This window comes from Flavobacterium sp. FlaQc-52 (assembly GCF_044007495.1).
Taxonomy (GTDB): Bacteria; Bacteroidota; Bacteroidia; order Flavobacteriales; family Flavobacteriaceae; genus Flavobacterium; species Flavobacterium cupriresistens.
Genome location: NZ_JBIPCV010000001.1, coordinates 193,333 through 219,688, shown reverse-complemented (window position 1 = coordinate 219,688; position 26,356 = coordinate 193,333). Strand labels below are relative to the sequence as shown.

28 protein-coding genes are annotated in these 26,356 nt (G+C 29.2%); 18 read left to right on the top strand and 10 right to left on the bottom strand.

Features of this window, described 5'->3' with window-relative positions:
• Positions 1-11 precede the first annotated feature (11 nt).
• Positions 12-329 (top strand): DUF6922 domain-containing protein, encoded by a 318-nt coding sequence (locus tag ACHRV5_RS00985; protein ID WP_395425422.1) that lies wholly within the window; start codon positions 12-14, stop codon positions 327-329.
• Between the two features lie 900 nt (positions 330-1,229).
• Here the strand turns inward: ACHRV5_RS00985 and ACHRV5_RS00980 are convergent.
• The 5 genes from ACHRV5_RS00980 to ACHRV5_RS00960 all read right to left on the bottom strand — a co-directional run bounded on the left by ACHRV5_RS00980 (position 1,230) and on the right by ACHRV5_RS00960 (position 4,123).
• Entirely contained in the window at positions 1,230-1,571 is a 342-nt protein-coding gene (locus tag ACHRV5_RS00980) for a hypothetical protein (RefSeq protein ID WP_395425421.1), read from the bottom strand.
• A gap of 55 nt (positions 1,572-1,626) precedes the next feature.
• Positions 1,627-2,253 (bottom strand): hypothetical protein, encoded by a 627-nt coding sequence (locus ACHRV5_RS00975; protein ID WP_395425420.1) that lies wholly within the window; start codon positions 2,251-2,253, stop codon positions 1,627-1,629.
• Positions 2,254-2,314: 61 nt separating this feature from the next.
• On the bottom strand, positions 2,315-2,866 hold the full coding sequence (locus ACHRV5_RS00970; RefSeq protein ID WP_395425419.1) for a hypothetical protein: 552 nt from the start codon (positions 2,864-2,866) through the stop codon (positions 2,315-2,317).
• Positions 2,867-2,870: 4 nt separating this feature from the next.
• Positions 2,871-3,251, bottom strand: coding sequence for a hypothetical protein (locus tag ACHRV5_RS00965; protein ID WP_395425418.1), 381 nt, complete (start codon positions 3,249-3,251; stop codon positions 2,871-2,873).
• 5 nt (positions 3,252-3,256) lie between these two features.
• Positions 3,257-4,123: a hypothetical protein gene (locus tag ACHRV5_RS00960; protein ID WP_395425417.1), complete on the bottom strand. Its 867-nt coding sequence runs from the start codon at positions 4,121-4,123 to the stop codon at positions 3,257-3,259.
• A gap of 172 nt (positions 4,124-4,295) precedes the next feature.
• Between ACHRV5_RS00960 and ACHRV5_RS00955 the strand changes: the two genes are divergently transcribed.
• From ACHRV5_RS00955 to ACHRV5_RS00945, 3 genes are all read left to right on the top strand, one after another.
• Positions 4,296-4,703 carry a helix-turn-helix domain-containing protein gene (locus ACHRV5_RS00955; RefSeq protein ID WP_395425416.1) on the top strand — a complete coding sequence of 136 codons (408 nt, stop codon included), beginning with the start codon at positions 4,296-4,298 and terminating at the stop codon, positions 4,701-4,703.
• A gap of 92 nt (positions 4,704-4,795) precedes the next feature.
• Positions 4,796-5,053 carry a hypothetical protein gene (locus ACHRV5_RS00950; protein WP_395425415.1) on the top strand — a complete coding sequence of 86 codons (258 nt, stop codon included), beginning with the start codon at positions 4,796-4,798 and terminating at the stop codon, positions 5,051-5,053.
• Positions 5,054-5,161: 108 nt separating this feature from the next.
• Positions 5,162-5,821: a hypothetical protein gene (locus tag ACHRV5_RS00945; RefSeq protein ID WP_395425414.1), complete on the top strand. Its 660-nt coding sequence runs from the start codon at positions 5,162-5,164 to the stop codon at positions 5,819-5,821.
• A gap of 103 nt (positions 5,822-5,924) precedes the next feature.
• Here the strand turns inward: ACHRV5_RS00945 and ACHRV5_RS00940 are convergent, their stop codons facing one another.
• The 4 genes from ACHRV5_RS00940 to ACHRV5_RS00925 form a co-directional block, all read right to left on the bottom strand.
• Positions 5,925-6,473, bottom strand: a complete 549-nt coding sequence (locus ACHRV5_RS00940) for a hypothetical protein (protein WP_395425413.1) — start codon at positions 6,471-6,473, stop codon at positions 5,925-5,927.
• A 139-nt stretch (positions 6,474-6,612) separates the two neighbouring features.
• Positions 6,613-7,710, bottom strand: a complete 1,098-nt coding sequence (locus ACHRV5_RS00935; RefSeq protein ID WP_395425412.1) for a YbjQ family protein — start codon at positions 7,708-7,710, stop codon at positions 6,613-6,615.
• A 127-nt stretch (positions 7,711-7,837) separates the two neighbouring features.
• Positions 7,838-8,578, bottom strand: a complete 741-nt coding sequence (locus ACHRV5_RS00930) for a hypothetical protein (RefSeq protein ID WP_395425411.1) — start codon at positions 8,576-8,578, stop codon at positions 7,838-7,840.
• A 246-nt stretch (positions 8,579-8,824) separates the two neighbouring features.
• Positions 8,825-9,658, bottom strand: a complete 834-nt coding sequence (locus tag ACHRV5_RS00925) for a hypothetical protein (RefSeq protein WP_395425410.1) — start codon at positions 9,656-9,658, stop codon at positions 8,825-8,827.
• A gap of 320 nt (positions 9,659-9,978) precedes the next feature.
• On the opposite strand from ACHRV5_RS00925, the gene ACHRV5_RS00920 reads away from it, so the two are divergent.
• The 8 genes from ACHRV5_RS00920 (at position 9,979) to ACHRV5_RS00885 (ending at position 19,319) form a co-directional block, all read left to right on the top strand.
• Positions 9,979-10,443, top strand: a complete 465-nt coding sequence (locus ACHRV5_RS00920; protein ID WP_395425409.1) for a JAB domain-containing protein — start codon at positions 9,979-9,981, stop codon at positions 10,441-10,443.
• Between the two features lie 323 nt (positions 10,444-10,766).
• A complete protein-coding gene (locus tag ACHRV5_RS00915) occupies positions 10,767-13,496 on the top strand; it encodes a hypothetical protein (protein WP_395425408.1) in 2,730 nt (909 codons plus the stop codon).
• Between the two features lie 353 nt (positions 13,497-13,849).
• Positions 13,850-14,161 carry a DUF3892 domain-containing protein gene (locus ACHRV5_RS00910; RefSeq protein WP_395425407.1) on the top strand — a complete coding sequence of 104 codons (312 nt, stop codon included), beginning with the start codon at positions 13,850-13,852 and terminating at the stop codon, positions 14,159-14,161.
• Positions 14,162-14,166: 5 nt separating this feature from the next.
• Entirely contained in the window at positions 14,167-15,147 is a 981-nt protein-coding gene (locus ACHRV5_RS00905; RefSeq protein WP_395425406.1) for a nucleotidyltransferase, read from the top strand.
• Positions 15,148-15,150: 3 nt separating this feature from the next.
• Positions 15,151-16,812: a ThiF family adenylyltransferase gene (locus ACHRV5_RS00900; protein ID WP_395425405.1), complete on the top strand. Its 1,662-nt coding sequence runs from the start codon at positions 15,151-15,153 to the stop codon at positions 16,810-16,812.
• Entirely contained in the window at positions 16,809-17,273 is a 465-nt protein-coding gene (locus ACHRV5_RS00895) for a Mov34/MPN/PAD-1 family protein (RefSeq protein WP_395425404.1), read from the top strand. The genes ACHRV5_RS00900 and ACHRV5_RS00895 overlap by 4 nt, the downstream gene beginning before the upstream one ends.
• Positions 17,266-18,018, top strand: coding sequence for an NARF domain-containing protein (locus tag ACHRV5_RS00890; protein WP_395425403.1), 753 nt, complete (start codon positions 17,266-17,268; stop codon positions 18,016-18,018). The genes ACHRV5_RS00895 and ACHRV5_RS00890 overlap by 8 nt, the downstream gene beginning before the upstream one ends.
• Before the next feature lie 134 nt (positions 18,019-18,152).
• Entirely contained in the window at positions 18,153-19,319 is a 1,167-nt protein-coding gene (locus ACHRV5_RS00885) for an HNH endonuclease (protein ID WP_395425402.1), read from the top strand.
• A 303-nt stretch (positions 19,320-19,622) separates the two neighbouring features.
• On the opposite strand, the gene ACHRV5_RS00880 is transcribed toward ACHRV5_RS00885, so the two are convergent.
• Positions 19,623-20,126 (bottom strand): hypothetical protein, encoded by a 504-nt coding sequence (locus ACHRV5_RS00880; RefSeq protein WP_395425401.1) that lies wholly within the window; start codon positions 20,124-20,126, stop codon positions 19,623-19,625.
• Between the two features lie 713 nt (positions 20,127-20,839).
• On the opposite strand from ACHRV5_RS00880, the gene ACHRV5_RS00875 reads away from it, so the two are divergent.
• The 6 genes from ACHRV5_RS00875 (at position 20,840) to ACHRV5_RS00850 (ending at position 26,356) form a co-directional block, all read left to right on the top strand.
• Positions 20,840-21,685 carry a hypothetical protein gene (locus ACHRV5_RS00875; RefSeq protein WP_395425400.1) on the top strand — a complete coding sequence of 282 codons (846 nt, stop codon included), beginning with the start codon at positions 20,840-20,842 and terminating at the stop codon, positions 21,683-21,685.
• Positions 21,686-21,832: 147 nt separating this feature from the next.
• A complete protein-coding gene (locus ACHRV5_RS00870) occupies positions 21,833-22,864 on the top strand; it encodes a hypothetical protein (protein ID WP_395425399.1) in 1,032 nt (343 codons plus the stop codon).
• 532 nt (positions 22,865-23,396) lie between these two features.
• Positions 23,397-23,762 (top strand): hypothetical protein, encoded by a 366-nt coding sequence (locus ACHRV5_RS00865; RefSeq protein ID WP_395425398.1) that lies wholly within the window; start codon positions 23,397-23,399, stop codon positions 23,760-23,762.
• A 157-nt stretch (positions 23,763-23,919) separates the two neighbouring features.
• Positions 23,920-24,348 carry a DUF5713 family protein gene (locus ACHRV5_RS00860; protein WP_395425397.1) on the top strand — a complete coding sequence of 143 codons (429 nt, stop codon included), beginning with the start codon at positions 23,920-23,922 and terminating at the stop codon, positions 24,346-24,348.
• A gap of 732 nt (positions 24,349-25,080) precedes the next feature.
• On the top strand, positions 25,081-25,623 hold the full coding sequence (locus ACHRV5_RS00855; RefSeq protein ID WP_395425396.1) for an RNA polymerase sigma factor: 543 nt from the start codon (positions 25,081-25,083) through the stop codon (positions 25,621-25,623).
• Positions 25,624-25,762: 139 nt separating this feature from the next.
• Positions 25,763-26,356, top strand: a complete 594-nt coding sequence (locus tag ACHRV5_RS00850) for a hypothetical protein (protein WP_395425395.1) — start codon at positions 25,763-25,765, stop codon at positions 26,354-26,356.

Sequence of the window (26,356 nt, the reverse complement as noted above, 5' to 3'; positions counted from 1 at the left end):
GATTTCATATTTTGCCAGTAGTTAAAAAAAATAATAGAGTTCCTAATTTGGATCGTATCTTTTTTTGGGATTTCGATATAGATGCTATGGACTTTAACAAAGCCTACAAAACTATTAGTGCCCGTATTGTAGAGCGCGGAGGGCAGGATGAAATAGATGAAATCGTACTTTTTTATGGACATGGAAAAGTTATCAAAACTATTCGTGACGAAATTTATTTCCTTCCTACTAATGCCATTGAACGTGCATTAAGATTTTTTCCCGAACTTCAAAAAGAAGAAATGTACTGCTACCTCAACCGCAAGGACAAACCCTACTACTGGATTTAGTTTTACTCTGAAAATAATAGCAAAGACAAGGATCTGTGCTTATTTTTATTTATTAAACTCGACCTGTTTAACTTTATTTATATTCTGCCCAAAAAAATAATAAAAAGAAAACCAAGGTAGGACGTGCTAGATCAGCCTGTTCAAAAGACTACGGCATAATGTTTTGCTCGTCCCTCACAAACCACCCTTCCGGACTTATTCCGTTTCCTTTTGTCCTGTCTGCATCCCGTCCTTTATCATTGCTTTCTTTTTCTTTTTTCCGTTTTTCTGTTTCTTTGGAAATATATTTTTATTGGTACTTGTGCAGGCTCAATTATCTCTTCAAAGTTTGCCTGAAATAAAATAGCAAAGTTTCCGGAAAAAGCATAAAAGCATTTTTACATTTTTATGCTTTTAAAAACACTTATACAAATAGGTAAATCCCTGTATGCTTGCAGACTTGCATATCTGAATACCTGCAGGCCAACATACTTGCCTGCTTGTATTCCTGCAAACTTGTATATTTGTATACTTGAATGCTTGCATTTCCTCATGCTTGCTTACTTATACTCCTGCATACTTGAGTCTTTTCTTCTAAGAAAATATTTTAAGATACAACTCAATTATTGCATCATATATCTCCCCGCGGTCTGCTGGCGTAACCAATAACACTGCTGTTGTATGATAAGGATCCGCTTTATACAGATATATCTTTAAAATAAATTACCATAACCATTACAATAAAAAAAGGGCATCAAGCCCTTTCATTAAATCTATCTCTAAAAATATTACCACAAAGGTAATGGCAAGTTGTGTTTTGAGATGCTTGAAATGAATTCAGCATCTCAAAACAACTTGCCCTGGGGGGCTGGAAAACGCCTCCGAAGTCGGCGTTTTATTAATATTATAAATGGAAACAAGTTAATTTGAAACGTTGTTTTTGCTTTCATCTAAATGTATTTGATAAAGCCTGTCAAGCAGTTCCGCTTCTTCCAATGGGATTAGCATTTCTATTATTCTAAGCAGGCTTCCTACATACCTTTCCGTATTTATATTACTATCCATACTCACTTCAATTCCGTCAAGAGCAAACTTTGCTGTTTTGAGCAGATCCAATATCATGCAGAACAGGTCTCTATATCCTTCTACATTGATTTCAATATTGTGCAAATCATTTCTGGTTTCTACTGCCGGTTTTAGAAGCACAAAATACTGCTTTGGGTTTTCTATAAACTCATTTAATTTGATTTTACCATTTTCCATAATCTTTATTTTTAAATCAATAAATCATTTATTTAGCGGACTTTTTTAAATTTCATCATGTGGAGTTTTTATAGTTTTTATGAGGACTGTTGAAATAAATATACACCGATTCTAAAAATAGCCTTGCAAGCGCAAACCATGTCATCAGTTCAATGTGCAGTTTCAGTTCAGGATCATTTTCCAGAGCTTTTGCGCTATCTAAATCAAAATCTAGATTTTGAATTCTCTGTTGAAACTTTTGATAATAGTCAATTCCAACCACTGTTATAACCAAAAAAAGCATTTCATGCACAAACTGGGAACAGTTAATCGATTTTAAAATATACCTGAGACTGTCAAACCGCTTATCCTTTGGATTTGGATTTTCTTTCAGTTCATAACAAAAATGTATAACCAGTTGCAGGCAAGACAGCAGTCCTGCTGTCTTGACGTCCTGCACTTCTGCATCAGTGATTTCAAGATTACCTGAAAGCAATTCTTCCAAATCGTATTCCTGCAAAAGGTCGGGATATCTGTCCAGTAACAAATCAAGCTTAGGATTTTTCAACTTTTCAAGAAGTTCTGAAATCCCGCTTTCCAGATTCTTTTTTGGATTCTGAAGAAGCATATCCAGTGCTGTATTTGCCTGTTCTACTGATTTTACGAGCGTCTTTCCTTTCTTAAAGTTTTTATTTTTTTTCATCTTAAAAATTATTGTTATTAAAATTCAGAGCGTGCCGATATGGGATTGCGTTACCGCATTCCTATTCCTCTGGCAGTGCTTCTTTTTTAATCTTTTCAACGCCTCTCTCACGCATAAGCTCCCCTGCATCAAGCATTTTGATTAAATAAACATAGGGAGTCATAAGATCATAATCAAATTCTTCTTCGTGTGGAGACAATGAAAGCTGAGTGACTTCCCAAATGAAGAATTCAAATTCTTCCAGAGTAGTCTCAGAAAACGCTTTTTGAAACACAACAAAAGGATTATCAAATTCCTGCTTGGTCAGTGAAGAGAGATGGAATACGTCCTCACTACGGGCTGACTCTTTCACTTTCCATTTCTTACTTTTTAGTTTAAGGCAATAACAGACCCTCAGAAAAGAGCAGATTGTAGAATAGAAAACAAAAATTTCGCAGGGGTTATCCTGTTTATATATTTTTGTCCTGTGACTGTGAATTACAGCTTCAGTTAAAATATTTTTATGGTAATCAAGATGTGCAAAGTCAAAAAAGGCTTCAAGAGCATAAAATGGATTTGCTGTCTCATATCCTGACCAAGGATTAATTCCAAATGATATATTATTCTTTTTCATAACATCATAATTTAGATTCAGTATCCGTTTGCTCATTTCTACTTTCATGATCATTTAAAATCTCCAAATACAGCGTACGAAGTTTATCGAGTCCTTCCGCTTCACTGCATGGCAGAAGCTGTATAGCAATTTCCAAAACGCTAGTAAGATGGAAAGTGGGATCCTCGATCTGGCTGGAATTTTCAAGACCGGAATTCTCCAGCGTATGCAGGGCTATTTTCAGCAGATCTTGTACAGTGAAAATCAAATTCGTATAGCGTTTAAATTTTAGATCGGCATAATAAATACCTTCTCTGCTATTCTGAGGTGTCAGGGTTCTGAAAAAGAAACTCTCCTTGAGTTCTTTTATAAAATCATCAGCCCTTTTGTTTTCATTTGTTTCCATAATTGCTAATTATTTGTTTTCTCAGTTTCATTTTCAGTTTCATTCAGCCTTTTAATTTCATTTTGAATCATGATATCCGCCTGCTCTCTAAATTTCCCGCATCTTTCTTCGAGCAACTGGTAAAGTATATAATCAACGTCGTTACATTTGCTGAAACGCAGGGTGTTGGTCTGTTGCTTAAGCAGTTTAAAAATGGATTTTTCTTCCTTAGTCTGACGGGGGAAGAAATCTGCAGTTATACTGGTAAAGTATTCGCAGAGCATAAACAGGTATTCTAGGGCAAAATGATTGGGAGTGTAACCCGTAAAAATACGGATTAAAGACAGGCAGGTCTGCTCCACTATTTGATGAAGAGCGGACATTTTTACTTCATCCGAACTCGAAACATCATCATCATTGTATACCCAGTTCCAGATTGTAACAATAACATTGCTCCTTTGTCCTGCATAATTTGATGCGGATTTTAAATTTCTTTTTGGGGGTTCAGAAATATTTAAATAAGGAGGTTTATTTGTATCCTGAAATAACAGCTCCCCTTTCTGCATAATCTCCCAAAAGAAAAACTGCTGGTCTTGGCAGAGATTTTTAAGGCTCTGTACACGATGTATAAGAACAGTAACGGTCAAACAGCCTTGAGTTTTTGTTTTTATCTTATCACTTATGTCACTGGCAGAGTTTTCTATAGTTTCATAAACAAAGACTAAGAGGTATAAATGAATATGCTCTTTCTGTACTCCTTTGTCAGGATTAAGTATCCTGCTCGAACTGTAAGTGTTTGCATGCCTGCCAAAACAATAAATAGCAGATGTTTTAACGTGTCCTGTAATTACTTCTAGTAATTCTTTTTGCTGTGAAAATTCAATTGCATTCATAATTTTAAATTTTTAGTTAATACTTGTGTGAAAAATTGTATTTTTGTTTAACACACAGGCAAGTAAGTGATTAGTCGTACTGTACCGTATCAATTTGTATTGTACCGTACAAGACTATTTCTATATCATACAGGAGACTTACTTTTTTATTCTTAATTATTATCTTTGAGCTATGAGTACAGCAACAAAACCAAATCACATAGGACGAAAAATCAGTCGTATTCGTGAACTAAAAGACATGAAGCAGGAAGCACTGGCACAGGCTATGGGAACAAACCAGCAGGCTATTTCTATTATGGAAAACAGCGAAACGATAGAAGAAGAAAAACTTATCGAAGTAGCAAAAGCTTTGGGAGTAAGCGTAGAGGCAATTAAAAATTTTTCAGAAGAAGGCGTGTTTAACTATTTCAACAATTTTTACGATAATAGTCAGGGAACTGTTGGAAATTATCATTGCACGTTTAATCCATTAGACAAACTAATGGAATCCGTAGAAGAGAATAGAAAACTTTACGAAAGATTATTGAAAGCTGAGCAAGATAAAGTTGAATATTTGGAAAAATTATTAAAAGCAAAATAACGCTTTTATAAAAGATATATTAATTCCAAAAAGAGACTTTCGAGTCTCTTTTTTGTTGTCAAATATTTGCATAAATTATAAAATGAAACACCATGAATAAAACTATAAAGCTGAGAGTAAAGAAAGAAATTGAGAGGGAAAGTGAGCTTAAAGTACTAAAACTAAAAGGCACATTAATTAGTAAAGGCTATACTGAAATCATTCATATTGAAGATGAAAATGAAGATTTCTACGTGAACACTTTTTCAACTTCTACAGACCTAAAAAAAGAAGCAGAAAATTATATATTAGATTATATTTCTTCTCATAACGTAAATGATATTATTAGATTACTCAGCACTGTTAAGTAGTATTTTTTTTACTTCAATTGATAGAGATAGAAACAAAATTATTTTTGACTGATTACTAATTAATTTACATATAACAATCTTGATATAATAATTATAACTAAAGGCTCAATGATAGAAGATTTAATTAAAAGAACACATACCGATGATTTTTATCAAAACTGCGATTTTAAACTTGAATCATTCAACTTCAAAACATCGGATAATACCGTGGAGATGATTTTTTCAATTAATCAAACCAGTTATGATATTGCAATCGAACATGAAGAGTGGAAAATAACTTGCAGAAACACTGAAAAATATAATGGTTTCTTTTGGAATATTCTCCTGCCATATACTAAATTAAAAATTTTAGATAAACATCCAGCATTACTTCTCTACAATCATAATGAACTTGAATGTGAAATAATTGGAGTACCCAAAGATCTTAATCAATTTATTGCTGATATTTCTATGATACTTGAAAGAGAGACCGGAAACTGGATTACTGTGCCAGACATTTTATGGAACAGTGAAGAGAATTATAGGCTTTTCAGCAAAAGAAATATAAGTATTCCTAAATTGATAGGCAATCCCATTAGAGAAGTTTGTACGAAACACAACCTTAAATTTAAAGTTACTCATGAAGTAACTGGAAATGACAAACGCTACGCACATAGGCAAAAAAGCAAAATTTTGATATTTGGAAACGAAGATGTAAGTCCAAATGATTTTTATCTGAAACAGCCATATGTAATTGCTGAAAAATTTACTGCGGAACGTATTAAATAAGTACGGCAGAAACACATTTCTAGAGAAGAATAAAATCATTTCCCGATGCTAGTACTAATTACAATTGGAAGTGTGACAAAATATTCTTAGACCGTCCTGCTAATTACATTTTCATAGAATAAGATTTATCTGAATATTCTCTGAAAAATTTTCCGATTACTTTCATGTTCTCGTTATTTTCTCCGATCATTTTTACAATAAATTCATTTAGTTCATTTACAACTTTTGACTCCTCTTGATGTTCCAGCTTTATATATGCACTTTTTATTTCATTAGAAATAATCCTCATATTACTAACTAAATCAGAATATCTTGCGAGTTCAATGGGGTCGAGAAAAAGTTTTAAATAGAAATATGCTGCATATAAGTTTGCATTTTTCTTTAAATACATTGAATCATAAATTACCGGATTCATTTCTGTAATTTTAAATCTACCTTCTGGGATTAGTTTATAATCTTCTTCTAATTCAAGATAGGCTGTTAGGAACTTCATTAGTAATTCAATCCGATTTTGCTCAAACAATGAATATTTTAACTCGATTTTTTTTGAACGTAAATCAAAAGCACGTTTAAATAAATAACCTAAACTTCCAATTAAGAGAATAGATTGTGACCAGTATGTTGTGAATAATTCTTTTAAAAATTCCGGCATTATTATCAAAAGTTAATTTATTAAATTTGTTTTTCGAATGTAGCAGATTGTTCTAGAGCCTAAAAAAAAAAATTATATTTATAAAATATAATTTAAATGTATCTAATGTTCCATTCTTTCACTTATTATTAGCAAATATTTATAATTGAAGATACTCTTTTATTAAATCTATTTTTTGTCTGATTTCATTTTCAGCTTCAGAAGGTTTTAATTCACTTGGCTTAAACCCTAGGATATCCTTGTTACAGCTACTGCAGTATTCTCCTATTTCATTTATTTTTGAACATTCGCAACTCCACACTTCTTTCTCTTTAGATGACAACATTTGCTTTTTCATTGTTTTTGTTCCTCTTTCAAAAAATGCATTTTGAATATTCTCTAATATTTCATCTAGATTTTCTTTGTCATTTTGATTATAAAATGGTTTATCATACGTTGCCATTTTTAATGCTATCTTTTGTACATTAAAATTTTCATCACTTAATAATTTAATTATCTTTTCATAGTTGAATAAATTTAAATCTTCAATAACTTTTGATAAATATTCGGCTATTGAATTATTTTCTACACTTTTTATATTATCATATAAAAGATTATTTTTTTGATTCTCATTCAAAACATTAACATAGTTTGTAAATCGTTTATTAAAAGTGTTATATGCCTCTCCATAATTTTGGGGAGTTACAATGATATCTGAATATCTTTTAAGTATATACGGGAATACTTCTTCTATTTGATTTTCAGTCACAAAGTTCCAAAAGTCTTCATCTGCAGTTAAAGTTCCTGATTGAGCATCTTTAATTAATTCTTTCTTTTTACGCAAAACCTTTATTCTCTCAATACTAACGTTATCAAACTTTTCATTTTTATTCGGCAATGAATTTATCACATTCTCTTTTTCGATAATAACTGCAGTACCAATAGCCGTAATCATAAACATTGATTTTCCTTTTCCTGAAATTTCATCTAGATCTATACTCAAACCAATAATACAATTTCCGCCAATTTCGTGTGCTGCAAATTTTATTTTTTCTATTGCTTCATTGTAAATAGAAGTTAACTGCTTTTGATATGAATTAGATCGACCTCCAAAAACATCAGTTAATCCCCCCATAAAATCACTAAAGAAATTAGTTCCTGCAACAACATGTGCAGTAACAGGTTTAAGAGGCTTTTTAATTTTTAATCCTTCTACTGAAGAAGTTGTTAACACTAAAATATCTTTTGGATTTCCCATTTATTTTTTTTTAAATATTCTTTATTTTTTATTAAAAAACATGTAATCTTTAATTATGTTTTCAAATTCATAACGTCATTTCACATTATAAAATAATTCATATGACAGTTAGAAAGGTTTGTTAAGATTATTCAATTTTAATTATTTCTTCTTCTTCTAAATCCAATCTATAAATCGGGGAATTACTAAATTTCATAGTATACTTATTTTCATTATTTCGCTCTGGAACAAAATAGACGTAAAATGTATTAACAGTGAAACCTCCAAAACTATTTGTCGCTTCAACTTCAATTGAAACAACTTTTATACCTGTTTTCTTAAATTTTTGATTAACAACGTCTTTATATTCATAAATATAAACTTCATTAAATTTTGCAGTGTTGGGATTTTTTAAATTCAATTTAGTTTCTTCAATTGCGTTATCGTAAAAGTATGGAACTGCGTCCATATTAATATCACAACTAAATATGATCTTTTTGTTAGAGAATTTTTGAACTTTGTAAATAATCGCTCTAATGCTATCTCTTTTTTTTGGATTAAAATCAATCAGTTCAAAATTATTCTTTTCAAGACTACTTTGCATTACAAGCTTATTATCATAAATCTTAAGCCAAGTTGTGTCAAGCTTTTCCTTGTTTATTATAAACATTCCATTTTTATTCTTTGAATATTTCACAAAGTTCCAACCACACGTTTTTAGACTATCTACATTTAACGCAATAACACTATCATTCAGAAAAGTAATGTCAACTTCATAGTTTTTTTTCTTGTCAAGCATTTTATAGAAATTACCATCAGAAAAAAAGTTTTCTTTACTGCAAGATTGCAAGAAGAATAAAAATAAAATTGCCAGAGTAATTTGTTTCATATGTTGAGTATTGATTTGAACTTGAAAGTGACTTACACCATGCTAAAGTATTACACTTTAATTATATCTTTTTACGGAAAACCATAAATTCGTTAAATTTCAATATGTTGCAAATTACAATCTCAATACAACTAAATATGAAACACTACCAAGGTAGATTTATATATAAATCAATTTGATTCTTAGTGTAATTTAACTTATAGTAATAATGAATTTACAGTTGTATTTTTTAAAATTATTTTCTTATTATGTAATATTTAATTTGACTGCTATATCATTTATAAAATCGGTTATTTTATTTATCAAAATAGCAATAGCATCAGTATCTGTCTCTACAATTTCTCCATCTTTAGTTTTTCCATTTCTATGAACTAAGTCGTGTCTTTTTAGCACCTCTTGATAAACATCTTTAATTCTAGGAAAATCTATCTTAAATGTATCTTGATACATTTGGCTTACCGTCGGAAGATTACGATAAATGACATCCAGGATGATTTTCTTAGCAGTCTCACGAATATTTTCATATTCATTGAAAATCTCTCGGAGTTCAAATTTCCTTTGCTTGAATTCAGGATGCGTTAAAACAAAATTTTTAAAATATACATCATTATCAAATGTCAAATTTGTAAAGGCATCACAAAGGAAAGTTTCCATTGTTCCAATAGTGCTAATAAAAATCTGCCTGTTTAAAATTAATTTTAAATTATCATCAATAATTTCTAACTCACTCAATTTTTTAAGATCAGAGATTTCTTCACTAAATTTTTTAAGAAAGCCTTTGTTTTCAGTAATTGCATCAAATTGCTCATCATAATCAAACGATAGATCAAGCTCCCATGGTTCCAAATAGACCGTTGATCTATCATCAAGCCTATTAATTTTTGAAAGTACTTCTACAGGGGATTTTTCAGTATTAAATTCAATTATATAATTATATACCAAGCCATCTTCACTTTGATTTGAATCTATAATATATGAGAGTCTTCTTAAATCATCAAATGAAATTCCAAGAATCTTAGCTAAATGCATCTCTTCAAATGAGTTTTCCATATCATACAAATAATCCCTAATTTTCCCCATGATAGATTTTATAATTTATTTAGTAATATTCAAGTCAGTCCTAAACATTAGGTAGTATTTTAGCTAATATAGAGATTTATCACTTATAAATTTAAAAAGGTTATTACCCTATTCGATTACGTTCCAACTTAAATTATTAAACGATTTCTTATACTTTGATATCTTATTTAATTTCGTCACAAAGTTCGAGAATCGCTTGCGGGCGCTAGCAAAAAATTCCCCCATAAATGCAGGAAAAAAATCCTGCTTTATTGCGTTGCTTTTTGCGCTTGCTAAGCGATTCCCGATGAATGTTCCCTAATTAATAAAATATAGAAATTATGGAAACTTTAAATCAAAACTGGCAGACTGTATCAGAAATTGAACTGATCTACAAAACAAAAGTGAAAAACTCTGATAGACCGCAAATCAAATCTTCAAACGATGCATATAAACTAATCCTTTCAACTTGGGATTATAATAAAATAGAATTTTTCGAGCAGTTCAAAGTATTACTTTTGAACCAAGCTCACAAGGCACTTGGAATTTACGAAATCTCTTCCGGAGGAATTGCAGGAACTGTTGTAGATATTAGATTAATATTTTCAGCAGCTCTTAAGGCAAATGCTACGTCACTTATGATGATTCACAATCATCCTTCAGGAAACCTTACAGCTTCTGAAGCCGACAAACAGGTAACTAGAAAAGTAAAAGAAGCCGGAAGACTTCTTGACATCACTTTACTGGATTCATTAATTATAACTACCGAATCCTATTATTCCTTTGCTGACGAAGGCGCTTTATAAGCGCCTTTATAACAATGATCATCTTTAAAGATCTTTAAGTATATATTAAGCCAATTGCCTATACTGGGAGTTGCTGTTACATCCAGTACCTTTAACAAAGCAAGCTTTATCTTACTTTTAATATTTCGTCAAAAAAGAATATTTGCCGTTTATCGATAAAATACTCCTTTTCATCTGAAAAAGCAAATTTTGACAAAAAATATATAGCTAAAAGTTTTTGACAAGAGAATAATTGTCGTAAATTTGACAATGATAAAATTGTTATCTGTGTTTTTTTTTAAAATATAGAGGCGTGAAATTAAAGTTTTAAAACAAAATTAATAATGAACAATAGAGAGTATAATATAGTGCTTCGTAACAATACCGGAAATAAACCTAAACAGGATTTAATAGAAAGTTTTGTGGTAAGAAAAATAACTTTCGAGTCCATTTTGACAGATATTCGTGGAATAAAAAAACCAAAAAATCATCTAGTAATTGGCCAGAGAGGCTCAGGTAAGACGATACTTCTCCATAGACTTAAATACGCAATAGAAGATGACCTGAAAATGCAAACAAACACTATCCCAATAATGTTTTCAGAAGAACAATATAATTTGATGGAAGTGGTCAATTTATGGGAGAGTATAGCTGAACATTTGGAAGATTATTTAGAATTTAAAGATTTAAGCCAGCAAATATCAGATATTGAAATTACTAAAAATCATGAAAATGACGCGTACATTACACTTGAGAAAGCTTTAATTGCTAAGGATAAAAAAATTATTGTTTTTATCGAAAATATTGATGCGTTTTTCAAAAAAATTGGAAAAATTGGTCAAGAAAGACTTTTTGAAGTATTGGATAAAAATAACAGTATTACTATTGTTTGTTCTTCTACTACATATTTCGATGGAATCAGTAAGAGCACTGAGCCTTTTTACGGATTCTTTAAAATAACTGAATTGGCGGGTTTAAGTATTGAAGAAAGTATAAATCTGCTAAACAAACTAGCAGAGCAAAAAAAACAAACGCAACAAATTGAAATAATCATTGAAAAAAATCCTGAAAGACTAGAGTCTTTAAGAAGATTAACAGGAGGAAATCCAAGAATAATATCTTATCTGTTTCAGATTTTTTTGGACAATGAAAATGGAAAGGCAATATCTGATCTGTATATCTTACTCGATGATTTAACATTTCTTTATAAAGCTGAGTTGGATCAACTTTCTGCGCAGCAACAAAAAATAATTGATGCAATAGCTAAAAACTGGGATGCCATTTCAACCAAAGAATTATCGCAGAAAACAAATATTGATAGTAAAAATATTTCAGCAATATTAAATAATCTCGAAAAAAATCAAATTATTGAAAGTATACAAACAAAAACAAAAAATAATCTTTATAGATTAAAAGATCGATTTTTAAACATTTGGTACTTAATGAGATTTGGAAAAAAAAGAGAAAAAGAAAACATCATTTGGTTAGTTCGTTTTTTTGACGCTTGGTTTGATAAAAACGAATTATTGATGCGAATTGACTCTCATATTACTAATTTAAAATCAGGGAAATACAATGAAATAGCTGCATTAGATATGGGGAATGTTTTTCTCGCATGCGAAAATGTATCAAATGAAGTAAAGTATAATTTATATCAAACAACAAAATCACTTTTATCAGGAAAATTAACTAAGCAATTAATGGTTTCTGATGATTTATTGGATGAATCAATAAGAAAATTAGTCAAGCAGCAGGAATGGGATCAAGCAATTGAAGTCTTAAAGGAAATAAAATCAAAAGAAAAACAGTTAGCACTAGCCGGATGGGTACATTTAAATAAAGGTAATGTGCAAAAGTCCGTAGAAATATTAGAAGAACTTTACGCAATTAAACCAGTTGGAGAATTAGCTACTTTACTAGCAGAAATTTCTAAAATACTTAACTTGTTAGATAAAACTATTTTTTATTATGAAGAATCGATAAAGTATAAAATTTGGGATTCATACTACAAACTTGGCAATTTGTACGCTAATCAAATCGATAATTTAATTGAAGCAGAAAAAAATTATCAATTTGCAATTAATCATAATATTGAAGAAGCCACTATTCCGCTAGCTGAAATCTTCTACAAGACTAATAGATTAGAGGAAAGTGAAAATTTAATCTCCTCCGCTATCAAGCAAGGACAAAAAAACATTAAAAATAAACTTGCCAAAATATTTATAAAACAAAATAAAATTGCTGAAGCAATTTCAATGTATAAAGAAGCTGTCGAAGATGGAGATAAAACCGCATTAGTAAATTTAGGAAAATTGTATCTAAGTAAAGAAAATCCTGATATTGAAGAAGCAAAAAAAGTGCTTTTGGAAGCAATATCTAATGGAGAAAAAAGTGCCTATCAGCCAATCGCTCAAATATATTTGAAAGAAGAAAATCCTGATGAAGCTATAAAGCGTTTAGAAGAAGGAATAGATTTAAAAGACGCTGAATCTGCACATTTGTTAGCACATATTTATCATCTTAGGAGCGAATGGAAAATAACAGAACAATTATTTTTAAAATCTATTTCTTGGGGTCGACTTTCTTCATTAGTTTGTCTAGCTAATGCAATAATATACAGCAAAAGGAAAGAAAGGAAAAATTTCATTTTAGATCAATTTGAAAAAAATTATATTAAAATCCAAAGGAAGCCAGTATTATTCATTGCTTATGCAAGAATTTTACTTTGGGATAATCAATTTGACAAATCGTTAAAAATATTGAAAAATGTAAGCGAAAGATTAACTATCATACTTAAAAGTAGCGCCTCAGAAGAACGTAAAGAAGATATAATTGATGAACTTACTATATACTTTATGGTTTTAATGTCTAAAAATCAATTAAAAATTGCATTTGAATTATTTTTAGATAATGAAACAAATTATAAACAAATTTTAAAGCCAGTTTATTACTCTTTAATGAATTTAATGAAAAACGAATATCCTAATGAATACTTAAAGGCTGGAAACGAGCTAAAAGAAACAGTACAGGAAATAAATAAAACAATTGAAAAATATAAAACAATTTACAAATAGAATATAAAAGAAAAAGTCTAAAAGTAAACTTTTAGACCTTTATAGATGAAAGACCATTAGCCTTCCTTTGATTTCAGACCTCTAAATTAGGATAATATACTTCATCTGCAAAATTTAATTATAAAATTTTGCCCTACTCTTTTATGTTGCTTTAAAGTAATATGTTTTCCTATACGCCAGAATAATGTTTTATAAAGAGCTATCGATCGATAGTCAATAAAATCATTAAAAAGTTTAATAGAAACAAGAAAAAAAATCGCAAATGTTTTAGTTCGTAGAGTTCGTTCAACTCTATTGATCAGGATCTCTATGATTTTTTTTACTCATTAATTTAAATATATAAAACAAGAACTATGAAGTCAGCAGATTACTTTATTTCAGGAGTATGGAAAGACAGCTCTGAAAGAATTACAGACGTATTATTACATACAGTAACAGATACAAATTCATTTCATTTAGGAGTCAAGACTTCTGAACTCAATGCAATTAACCTTTTAAAGCAAAAAAAAACAATCAAAACTATAACATGGAATTATCCAGGTTGGAATATAGGCGCTAATGTAATAGTTGCAAATATTGGTAGCAATGAATACTTGAGAACAGTTCCTAATGCAACCGCGAAAGACAATTTAGACAATTCTATTAATATGAAACCAATTAGATAAAAAAAATGGATAAAAATTTGCACCTAGATTCTGTTATTAAAACACATCAGATTACGAAAGAAAAAGAGTTATTAGATAAGCATAAAGAAAAAAGCAAAGAAGTAAAGGAAGCTTTAGAAGAAAAATATGGAGATAAAATTTATTCTCCATTTAATTCAGGTTCATACGCAAAGAATACCGCGATGAATACGAAGTTTGATTTTGATATGGTTTCACCATTTAAAAGAAATGCATTTGGTTCTAATGGAACACTAAAAATAATGTATGAGGATTTATTTGATTTCCTCTATGACAAATACAAAGACGTTGCAACAGTTCGAAAACAAAAAGTCTCCATTGGAATTGAGTTTTTTGCAGACGAAGATAATGATATTGTAAAAATAGATGTTGTACCAGGCAGGGAACTAAATCAAGACCAATACAAAGTTGATGAAAATCTAAACTTATATGTATATTATAAATACGGAAATTATGACGCTGGTAGTGAAAGAATTAAAACTAATGTCCAAGCCCAAATTAAAAATATCAAAGACAGAGCGACTAATGAAAAGGACTCTATTAGAAAAATTATTAGGCTTTTAAAAGTTTGGAAAAACACTAAATATAATTATCCAACTAAATCATTTTTTCTAGAATTGATTACAATCAAAGCTTTTGACAATAAAGAAATTACCGGCGGACTATGGAGTAAATTAGAAACTGTGCTTGAATATATTCGTGATGAGGTAACAAATGAAAGCTTTACTCTAAAAGACCCAGGAAACAGCTCTAATGATTTAATTGACTCACTAACTGAATCAGAAAGAGAAACACTTTCTTATGATATGAAAAATATGCTTGAAAGAATTGAAGATAATGATGAAAACATCAAAACTTACTTTCCAGAAAACGCAAAATTTCTTGAAGAAGAGAAAGCTGATAATAAGTATGAGAATAAAGGGAATGGTTTCTATTCTGCTCCACCAAAAAATGAAAGATTCGGTTAATTGATGGATGCACGAATAAATAAGATACAACAAGTCATTTCTGAACTAAATGAGGTTTCAATTGAAACTCCATTTAGTTCAGATTCTGATTTTAATATTGTTGGAAAAATAAAGGTCTCATTAGATAAAGGCGGAGAAATTCTAATTTTTGATGTTAGGATTTACCCTGAATATCCATTGAAGAGATTAGATACTGAATCAATAACTTTTTCTAACACTAGCTTTTTAGAATATGGTCACGTTATGGGAGATGGTTCTATTTGTATTCATACCTCTCATAATATAGATTTAAAGAAAAAAATTGAAATAGATATTAATTCATTAAAAAGATGGATAGTAAAATATTATTTAAATAAAGAGAATGATAATCATTATGAGCACATAATTCTTCAACCGAAAGAATTTAATAACATTCATTTTTCTTACTTGTTTACAGAAGTTGATTATTCTTTTAATAAAAATCAATTTGGTTTCTTTGATTATTCAAAAATTAACGATGGTTTATATCTTGACAAAACGATTAGTAATCATATTGTTCAAAATTTTAAAGATCCATTCAGTAGAATAATTACAGAATGTAAATGGAGCAATTCCATTAAGCAGTTAGGAAACAAAAACATGGGTTTATTTGTGTTTTTGGATAATCCTCCCACAACAAGGAAAAAATTTATAATCAGTAATTGGGAAGATTTAGAAAGCCTAGTAACACAAGATTTTTTAAAGTTTTTAGACAATGTTCAAAAAAATAATCAAAAAATAAAAGGGGTTCCAATTCCTTTACTAATTGGTTATAAGATTTCTGAAGTAGAAATACATTGGCAAGTAGCAATTTTAGAAATTGGAAAATTTCCTATCGAATCTTTCAAAGAGAATCAAATTTGGAAAGGTAGATTTATTGATAAAAATATTATGTGGAGTATTACAAGAAACTGTTCCTATAATTATTTTTTTGGAAGAGGAAAATTAGCAGATAAAATTACTAAAAGTAAAATCTTAATCATTGGTGTTGGTGCCATAGGAAGTATTGTTGCTAAAACTTTGACCAGATGTGGTTGTACAAGTGTTAGTATTGTTGATTATGACATAAAAGAGCCAGAAAATGTTTGCAGATCAGAATATTCGTTTTTAAGTGGTTTATGTAACAAAGTAGATGATTTATCAAATGAATTATTTAGAATTTCTCCATTTGTAGAAATTGGAATTTTAGATAGTAGTATGTTGCACTTTTATTCAAAGATATTGCAAGGTGTAAATACTACTAAAAGTAAATTACAAGAACCGTTAGATTCTTATGATTTAATAATTGATTGTTCAACAGATAATGATTTAATGTACGTGTTAAATCAACTTGAATTAAAACGCCTGATAACATTGTCAATAACCAATAATGCAAAAGATTTAGTTTGTTCAGTTGAACCCAAAAGTTATGATTGGGTTATCAATCAATTTGAAAATGTTTTAGAAAATGATTTGGAAGATATTTATAATCCAACTGGTTGTTGGAGCCCAACTTTCAAAGGTTCATATAATGATATAAATACACTTGTACAATTTGCAATCAGACATCTAAATTTAAAGTTTTCTGATGAAAGTAAAGCTTTAAGAAACTTTGTTTTGAAAACTGAAGATGAAAATGGATTTAACATTAAACTAAACGAATTTTGATATATAAAAATAAGGAAATAGGATTGATAATTAATGTCGTAGATGCTTTGCTTTCAAATATTATTGATATTGGAATACAACATTATCCAAATGAATTTGGAGGTTTTCTAATAGGTAATTATTCCAATAACCAAACTCAATTGAATATTACTGATACAATTCTTCCGAATAAATATAAAGCAACGCCATATTTGTTTGAGAGAGATACTATAGGAATAGAAGATAAATTGAAAAATTATTATAATGAAAATCCCAAAAAGTATTATGTAGGCGAATGGCATACACATCCTAACAATTTACCAATACCTAGCGGTACCGATATTAGTGCAATAAATTCAATAGTAAATCATAAAGATGTTTCAATAACAAATCCTGTAATGTTAATTATTGGTTGTAATGAAGCCAAGATCGAACTTGGTTTTTATGTTCAATTTAAAAATAAATTATATAGATATGAGTAAAATTAAAGTAGCTGCATTGATTTTTTTAGGAATGATTCAATGCAATTTGTTTGCGACCAATACACCTGATAAAACAGTTGAACTAGAAAAAAGAATTAGTTATTTAGAAGACTACAAAAATAATATTGAAAATGTTTCTAAAATTGAATTCCAAAAGGCAAAAGAAGAATTGAATAAAGAAATAGTAGAAGATTATGATAATGTAAAAAATATATTTGCCCTTATATTGTTATTTGGAATACCAACAACATTATATGGGGTGTATATGATGTTTTGGGGAATAAAGAAAAAAGTTGAAAAATTAATTGATGAGAGAATTGAGACAATCGTTGAGCAAAAAAGAGAGGAGATTATTAAATTAGTTAACAATCAAGAATTTGAAAACAGTCTCAAAAACACAAAGAAAATAATTGTAATAAGTCCAAGTGAAGATGCTCAAGAAGAAATTAAAAGAACAATGTCTAACTTTAAGTTTAAACATTTAATTTTTAGAATTAACAATACCACCAATAATATTCCAGAACATGATTTAATAATTTTTAATAATATAGATGGCGAATTTTCCCAAACTGAAATTGATAGCATAATGTCTGAAGAGAGTGACGAAGATGTTTGTTTTGTTGCTTACACTTCTAAAAATCTTGATAGAAATCCTCGATTAAATTTCGCTAATTCGAAGTTTACTTTATATCACAGTGTTTTAAGTACATTGAGTTTTGTTGAATCAATTAAGAGAGAAGAATAGTAAAGAATCATTAAGCAAATAATGATTGTAATTAGAGAGTCTTACTTAATTAAATCTTGAATTTACCCTGTTTCATTTTAACGAAACAATTTATTTTATCCTGCTTAATTTTAATAATAATTTATACGAAAAAAATGATTTCAAAATGTGCGTATTGTGAAGTAAATGTTAGCGGAAATTCTGAGCATGTTTTTCCTAAAAGTTTAGGAGGTCAAAATATTTATATGGATTGTGTATGTAATCAATGCAATAATAATTTTTCAAAAAGTGAAAGGGAGCTTTTTCAAAAATCATTAGTTGGATTAATGAGAAGTATAGAAGGGCTCGAAGGTTATTCGAAAAATAAATTGAGACCAGCTCCGTTAAAATTTTCTGAAATTTTTCAACTTGACATTGAGAATCAAATTGTCTATGAAGTAGGTGTACATAGTGCTTTTAAGCATTATCTGAGACCGCAGTTAATCCAGGTGGAAGATAAAATTTATGCTGAGAGTGGTTCTTATCCCGAAATGGAAAATTTTGTAAAAATTTTTAACGAATGGAGAAAAGAAGACTTGGTATTGATTACTGAATTTCCCTCACGAAATGGAGAAAAGTACAAGTGTATACAATTTGTATTGCATGAAGACGAATTCTTAATAAAAAAAATTGAGCTAATAAAAGTAAAAAAAGAGGCTATTTATTATTCCTTGCTGAAAAATAACAAAAAAATTGCTAAACATTTTATGCCCAGAATATTTTTAGATGATAGTGGTAAATTAATAGTTCGAAGCCGGAAAGTTGAGGAAGGAATCCAATTCATTATTAAATTATTGACCTCTATACACAAAGGTAAAGGGCAATTTAAAAATTTCACAGATAAGAATCTGAATGATCCAGTACATATTTCGATGAGTTTTGATGTTAAAATGATGCAGCAAGCTTTAGTGAAAATTGGACTGAATGCATTGATGCATTATTATCCTGAAACAAAATACAATCAATTATTACGACCGGCTAAGAATTATGCACTAGGTGGAGAATCAATTAGAGCAGGGTTAGATATAAAGGTTCCAATATTAGATAATAGACAAGACATTCATTCGATCTTGTTCTATCAACTAAATGAAGGTATTATGATAAGAAGTGCTTTATTTGGTGGAAGCTTTACTTATAAGTTTTTAATAGAAAATTTGTTTATATTTAATCAAGTAGGAAATGTTTCTGGTTTAATTGTCGATTTTAAAAATTCTACTCAAAATCACTATATTATGGATGATTTTCTTTTTAATCTAATTCGAGATACCAAAATTAAAGAATAAATTGAAGAATGGATATCAGCCATCCTAATTGAAACATGACTACCCACTGTGTTACAAGAATATTATAGGTAATGCCTGCGCGGAAATTTCCGGTAAAATATAAATTCTAAAAAAAACAGTTAAGATGCACATGCAATAATACTATAATAATCTTCAATAAACTGGTTAGATATTTGAATGCTTCCCGCTACAAGTATAAAGTTTCAGATTTCTCTGAAGCTTTTTTTGTTTACTTACCTTTGGACATCTCGCGTTATTCATGAGCGTGACGCCAGCGCCAGCGGGGGAACGGGTTTTTAAACGCTATTTTCGAATTCTTATCCCTTGTTCTTGTAATTTTAATAATGCATGGGTTTCTGACATATCTTTTCCTTTAGAGGAACAAAAGTTTATTAAATCATATTCTATTACATATTTAATACTTTCTGCTTTATCGGAAATATCTTTAATTTTATAAAACAATTCCTCTTTTATGTTTCCGGCATTAAAATCTTCTTCGTTTCCAATGATAACTTTGTGAACCAACCAATTCCTTTGCTGTAAAAAAGCATTTAATTCATCTTGAAATGATAAATTATATAGATTCTCCTTAATTGCAATTTTAATAGCCTTGCCTAAAGTATAACTTTGGTTTTGTTTCAAACATTCATCCGCTTGTTCTTTTGTTTCTGCGGGATTCATTTTAAGAGTAATTGAATAACTCAGCGCTTGTTCAACCATTTGGGTTTTCAATATAGCTTCTCCAAGAAAACAATACAAATTAATTTCATTATTATTGGCTGGTATTTTTATAACATTCTTTTTCATATGCTTTTCGCTTTAATAAAATTTCATCTAACTTGTCTATACATGTGACAAACAACACTTTTTCGCCCTTAACTGGTAGATTTGTTTTGACTAGTCTCAGTAACTATCGACTTTGCTATTTATTAATCAAAGATACTTTTTTAGTCCGCAGTGTTTTTGCGTAGTAATAATATTTTCAACTGACTTCTCTTCCGTAATCTAAATCAAACTTTTAAAATAAAAAACTCCAGATTTCTCTCTGAAGCTTTTGTCTTGTAGCGAGAACGTTACTCTAACTAATTTTATTATATAAATAAGTCTGTGGTAGTACAAATAAATTTAATCATCAAAATATTTCGCCTTAATTATGATTTGAATATCAACAGACTTACCTTAAGTTATCAAAAAATGTCAAAATAGGTATCAAATGTTCGATTCCTATCCCTGACAGCCCACACAAAGACAAACAACGCCATTGGATTCCAATGGCGTTGTTTTTTATTACCTCACTTCACAAATTGCCCCTGTTTAATTTTTCCGCATCAAATTAAATTCCCGTTTATTAAAAATTATCAATCGTAGTATTTTGTTTTTATGTAGTATTGTAAAAACTTTTGATTAGTTATTTATCGTATATACATCCCAAATGAGTTAGATATGCGACGTAAAGTAGCGTGAATATGTAAGTTCTGGGTCATGTTAAAAAATTGGAATGAATTAAAAAATAAAATAAAATGTCAACATTTAGGGGAAAAAATTTAAGATCAGGTGACCTTGCAGAACAACTTGGAATATTATTATTACAGAATGTTGCTTTAGTAGCTCCAATACCTCGTACAGAAGATGTTGGTATTGATGTTGTTGCTACTCTTATTAAACCTTTTGATGGATACAAATATATCGCTGAAGACTCATTTTTTGTCCAAATAAAGTCTTCATCTGTAACTGAAATAATATTTAAAGATGAACAAGTAAAGTGGTTAGCAGAATTACAATTACCTTTTTTTATTGCTTCAGTCAATAGAAAAACATCAATAATTTACCTTTATAGTACACATTACTTGTCAGATGTACTTGTAATGAATCCTAATCGAAAAGAAATTATTTTACAACTAACAGAAAATTCTCATTATGATTGCGGTGATAAGGAAGAAACAATCAAATTACCAATTGGTCCATGTATAATAAGTTGGTCGCTCGAAACTTTTACAACCAATGGAAATTTCCTCAATGATTTTTATGATCTATTAAAGTCTCATATATCAACAATTAAGAAATCGATAGAAACTAGACGCGTTGGAGTTGTTGAGTTAATTAATTGGGAAACAGGGAAAACACCTGTAATTGTGGGAGTAAAAATACAACCTAATCACAACTCAAAAAAAACAGACGAGATAATATCTCCTTATTTTAGTGCTTTAATTCATAAACTTACTTTAGGAGAAGACTTATCTACTACTCGAAGTTTGTATAGATTGTTAGAAAAAACTCTTGAACGAAAAGGACATTTTACAATTGTTGATGGAAAAAAAGAACTAATACCTTTTAAAGCTAATTTGGAAGATATAACAAATGAATAAAAACACCGTAGTATTTTGTTTTTATATACTATTGTAAAACTTTTGATTAATTATTTATCGTATATAAATACCAAATGAGTTAAACATGCGATATAAAGTAGCGTAAATAAATAAGTTAGCCATATTACTAAAAAAACTGACCAAAAAGTGATAAAATACATTCCCGAATTAGATAATAACGTATTAGATATTAAAGAACTTAATCAATTACGAAAAAGTCAACATAATTTTGACATAAAAAAAAATAATCCAGTTTTAAGAAAAGAATATTTCGACAATACTATTTTATTTTTTGAGTGGTATATCAATTATTGTAATGTAATATTAAATGGAAAAACATTTAAAGAGAAACAGATTTCTGAATATATCTTTCGTGAAAATTTTAAATCGGAAAGACAATTAAAATTAGGGCTTTTAATAAATATTTATATTTCAAAGGAATATGTTGAATATCTAAATTCAAAAGTATTAGAAAAAGATATACATAAATACAATCATACTTTAATAAGTTTAGAAACTGATTTAGAATGGCTTATAGCATCATTTGAAGTAACTTATAAAAATACAGTCACAAAAATATCTTTAAATAGTGGAAGAAGAAAAAACTTAAGTCCAACAGATATTTATTCTGCTGCAAGAACATTATTTTATATTGAAGAATTTGACAATATTGAAGATTTGTATTTAAGAGATTTAAAACCTGCTGTAATGTTTCAAATAAGACAACTTCTTGAGGTATTTGGAAAGAATATTATAGGTTATCATTCTATTTTAGATAAAGATGGAAATAGTGTTAAGAAATTTACTCAAATTGCTTGGGACTTTATTAAAGAAGAAATCAAAAAATCTGATTCAAAAATAGATTTTCCATTTGATGTTCATATGATAATAGCAATAAATGGTTGGACAAATAGTTTTGTCCATACAACTCATATTTACAGTAGTTATATTCAATTTTGGGCACTAAAAACTATTAACGTATTATTTCATTCAAAAGCTAAAGGAATCAAAATTTACACAGGGAAAATTCAAAATAAATTTGATTGTGCGGATATAAAAATCACTAACTATAATCAATTAAAAATCGACTTTGAAAATTACTTACAAAGTAGAATGAGTGATATTAAAATTGAATGGATGGAAACTAAATTTGTAGGAGCATATATAATTAGCGAATAAAAATAATACGGCTAAAAGCCGTTTGTCAAGATTTGGGATTAAGTGGAATTAGCGTTTTTTTGCTACATTTACGTTAAGCCGAAATACTTAGTTTCAAAAGTGCAAACCACTACAAGTGGCAAGATGTTTACAAAAAAATCATTTTATATTTTCAAAAAAAGATAAAATAGGGATTAAGTGTTCGATTACAGTCCCTGACAGCCCACCAAAAAACTCCTTAAGAAATTAGGGAGTTTTTTTATGTCTTAATTTTTTTATACTATGTTTATTAGCAAAAGATATTTATAAATTTAAAAATATTGAATACCAAACCTGTTACAGCATCAAAACGTTAGTAATCAGTCTGGCAAAATTCAAAAATAACCATAATAATACATTGGAACATATGAGTTTTTTAAATAAATTATTCAATAGAGAATTAAAATCTGATTTAAATTTATTACTCGAAAATGAAAATTATAAAAAATTAGTTTCGGAAACAAAATATATTTCATTTGGATTTCGTGAGATTTTTTTATTCAAACCTGAAAATTTGAAAAAAGAACAAATTGGATATAGTAGAACCAGTTATGGAAAATCTTTAATCGAATTAGGAAAAGGAGATTGGAAAAAAAGCTGGATTGTAATCGGAAGAGACGATATGGATGACCCAATTTTTATAGATTATGAAAGACCAAATTTTCCTGTTTTTATTTCTGAGCACGGAGAAGACGATTGGATTGAAACCTATATTGCAATTTCATTAGAAAATTTCAGTCTAATTTTAAAAGATTTAGAGGTTTTATCTAATGAAAGAAAGAATCCAATTTCTGAAATAGAATTAAACTCTTTTTTTACTAAAACTAAAAATAAAGAAATGGATATTGACTACTGGAAAAATTTTCTGGATAACGATTAAGAAAGTAAAGCCCCTAAAGTGGTTAAAAGAGATTTGGGTAAAAGGCTGAATTTGAAGTTAGTTTTGCATTTGTGAAATTTGTGTATAATGAAAAAAACACGCATCTTTAATCCCAAACTCCGTATAGCACGAGAACGTTAGTATTAATTTTATGAAAATGAAAGGTTACATAATAGCAATAGCTTCCCTGATTTTGATTTCTTGTGATGGTCAGAAATCGAAAAATAGAAATATAATAATAACCCAAAAGGATTTGAAAAATGAAAAAATGAAAAGTTATGTTTTTTTAAAAGATATGTATACTGATTCATACTTTCCAGAATTTCTTGTTGATAAAGTAAAGACAATACTTATCGAACTATGTTTTGACATCGAAAAAACATCTCCAAAGAATCTCGATAAACTCTATATATTAACACATTCTGCGACAATTAAAATAAATGAATTGCAGGAGGATTTTTTTGAGCATAATAGCGAAATTGAAACCGGTGCAAGAGAATCAATTGGGCAAGATTTTGACATTATTGCAAAATCTTACGGATTTAATGCTGATACAGAAGAACTAATTGCGCCTAGAGAATGGTAAAATGAATGCTAACAGCTGTTGTAAGAACTTGAATACTTGGAAAATTTGTTTTTAATAGAATTAAATCTTTGGCATATTCAGGTAATAAAACATTATAAACTTACATAGTTCCCATCAAAATATTAACTAATTAAATTCTATTAGAAGATATGCGGAAAAAATAAAATTTATTTAATCTCAATTTTCTTCAAATCCTGTAAAAAAATGATTCATAAACAGGTCTATATGGGCCACTAAAATTTACAAACCTCCAAAGTCATTGATTTTGGAGGTTTTTTTATGACTCGAAAAAATAATATCTTTTTTTTTGAAGTCAGGTTCACTAATTGTGGAGAAGTGTAAATTTTACCGCAAATTTCACTAATTGGTACGAATTGTTTTTTTGCCACAAATTAATTAGCTACTTAGACTCTTTATTATTTAGCGCTTAAAATAATAGTTTTAAGGAGCGATTATATAAAAAGAAGGAGAAATATATTCAAACATATTTTTTGCCGATACACTTAATCTATCTAATTATATAAAGTTCCGAGGCCAGCAGATTCTGGTCTTCTATCCTTTAATTCAGTATAATCATATTATAATAATTAAGGCAAAAAGAATACATAACACTATACTTACAAATTTCAAAGTTTATTATTTTTATTTAAAATAATTATAAATAATGTTTTAGAAACATATTCTTTTACATAGTTTTGCATCGTTTTAAGATCAAAATTAAATACGATTCGCTTGCAACTTCCTCACAAAAATAGAACCATACTAACAGATATAAATTCTGAATCAGCATTTAAACTGGCTTATCTCAGGTATTCTGCTAAAGTCTATGGAGTATGTATACATAAAGTGCAGTCAAAAGAAGATGCTGAAGAAATTGTACAAGATGTTTTTAGAAGCGCCTGGGAAAACCGTGAAAAATTTAAAACAGGTGAACCTTTAGAAAACTATTTGATCAAAGCAGCAAAATACAAGCTCATCGATTATTACAGAAAGCAACAAGTAAAAAATCAACACTTGACCATTGTAAGTGAAACAGCAGAAACTTCAAATAATAGTACCGAAGATCATATGCGCTTTACTGATTTAAAAGAAACGGTGTTTTCCGCACTTCACAAACTACCATCAAAAACCAAAGAAATATTTTGGATGAGTAGAAAAAAAGGATTAACCAACAAAGAAATTGCCGCCGAATTAAAAGTAAGTGAAAAAACAATTGAATACCATATATCGAGTGCTTTAAAAAAATTCAAGGTACAACTTGCCGAATATATATAAACATTCGTTAAAGCATAAATCGTTTGTCAATTTTAGCCTTTTGAAATTGATATTTTAAAAAAAATCCACTTCTCTTTAGGGTAAAACCTTTTTCATACGAATACTTAATTGAACGCCACTTAAAAGGGATTCCATTAAGATGAAAATTACACCACAAATCCTCGAAAAATACGCTCAAGGCAAATGCTCTGAAACAGAAGTAAAATTGGTAGAGCAATGGCTTGATAACCCGCAAGATGAAGAAGCCGTACAAAATGAACATTTATTTACGAATACCCAACAGCAAAGGGTTTGGAGAAAACTGCACAAAACTATTTTCTCAAAGAAAGGCTTAATTTCAATATCGCGTTACGCGGCGGCTGCCTGTTTTGTTGGAGCCGTTTTCTTTGCCGGACGCCAGTCAGCTATGGCTAATTCAGCTAAACTAGCGCAAGAAATAAAAATACAGGAAGCTAATAATTTATTCGTTTACGGAGGAAATGGTGCTTATGCAAAAATCCCCGGTAATGAGTTTAGTTTGCAGTTTGATGGACAATTAAAACTCTATAACGGTTCCAGAGAAATAAAAACAGTGAAATCAGGAGATAAAATCCATACACTACAACCCATGAAGACCTATATTTTAATGGGGAATAAACAAAAAACGACACTTATAACAGGACTCGATGCTGAAATGGAGCAAGGTGGTCTTGGCCATTTAAAAGGTGATTTCAGTATTAAAGTTCTTAAATAA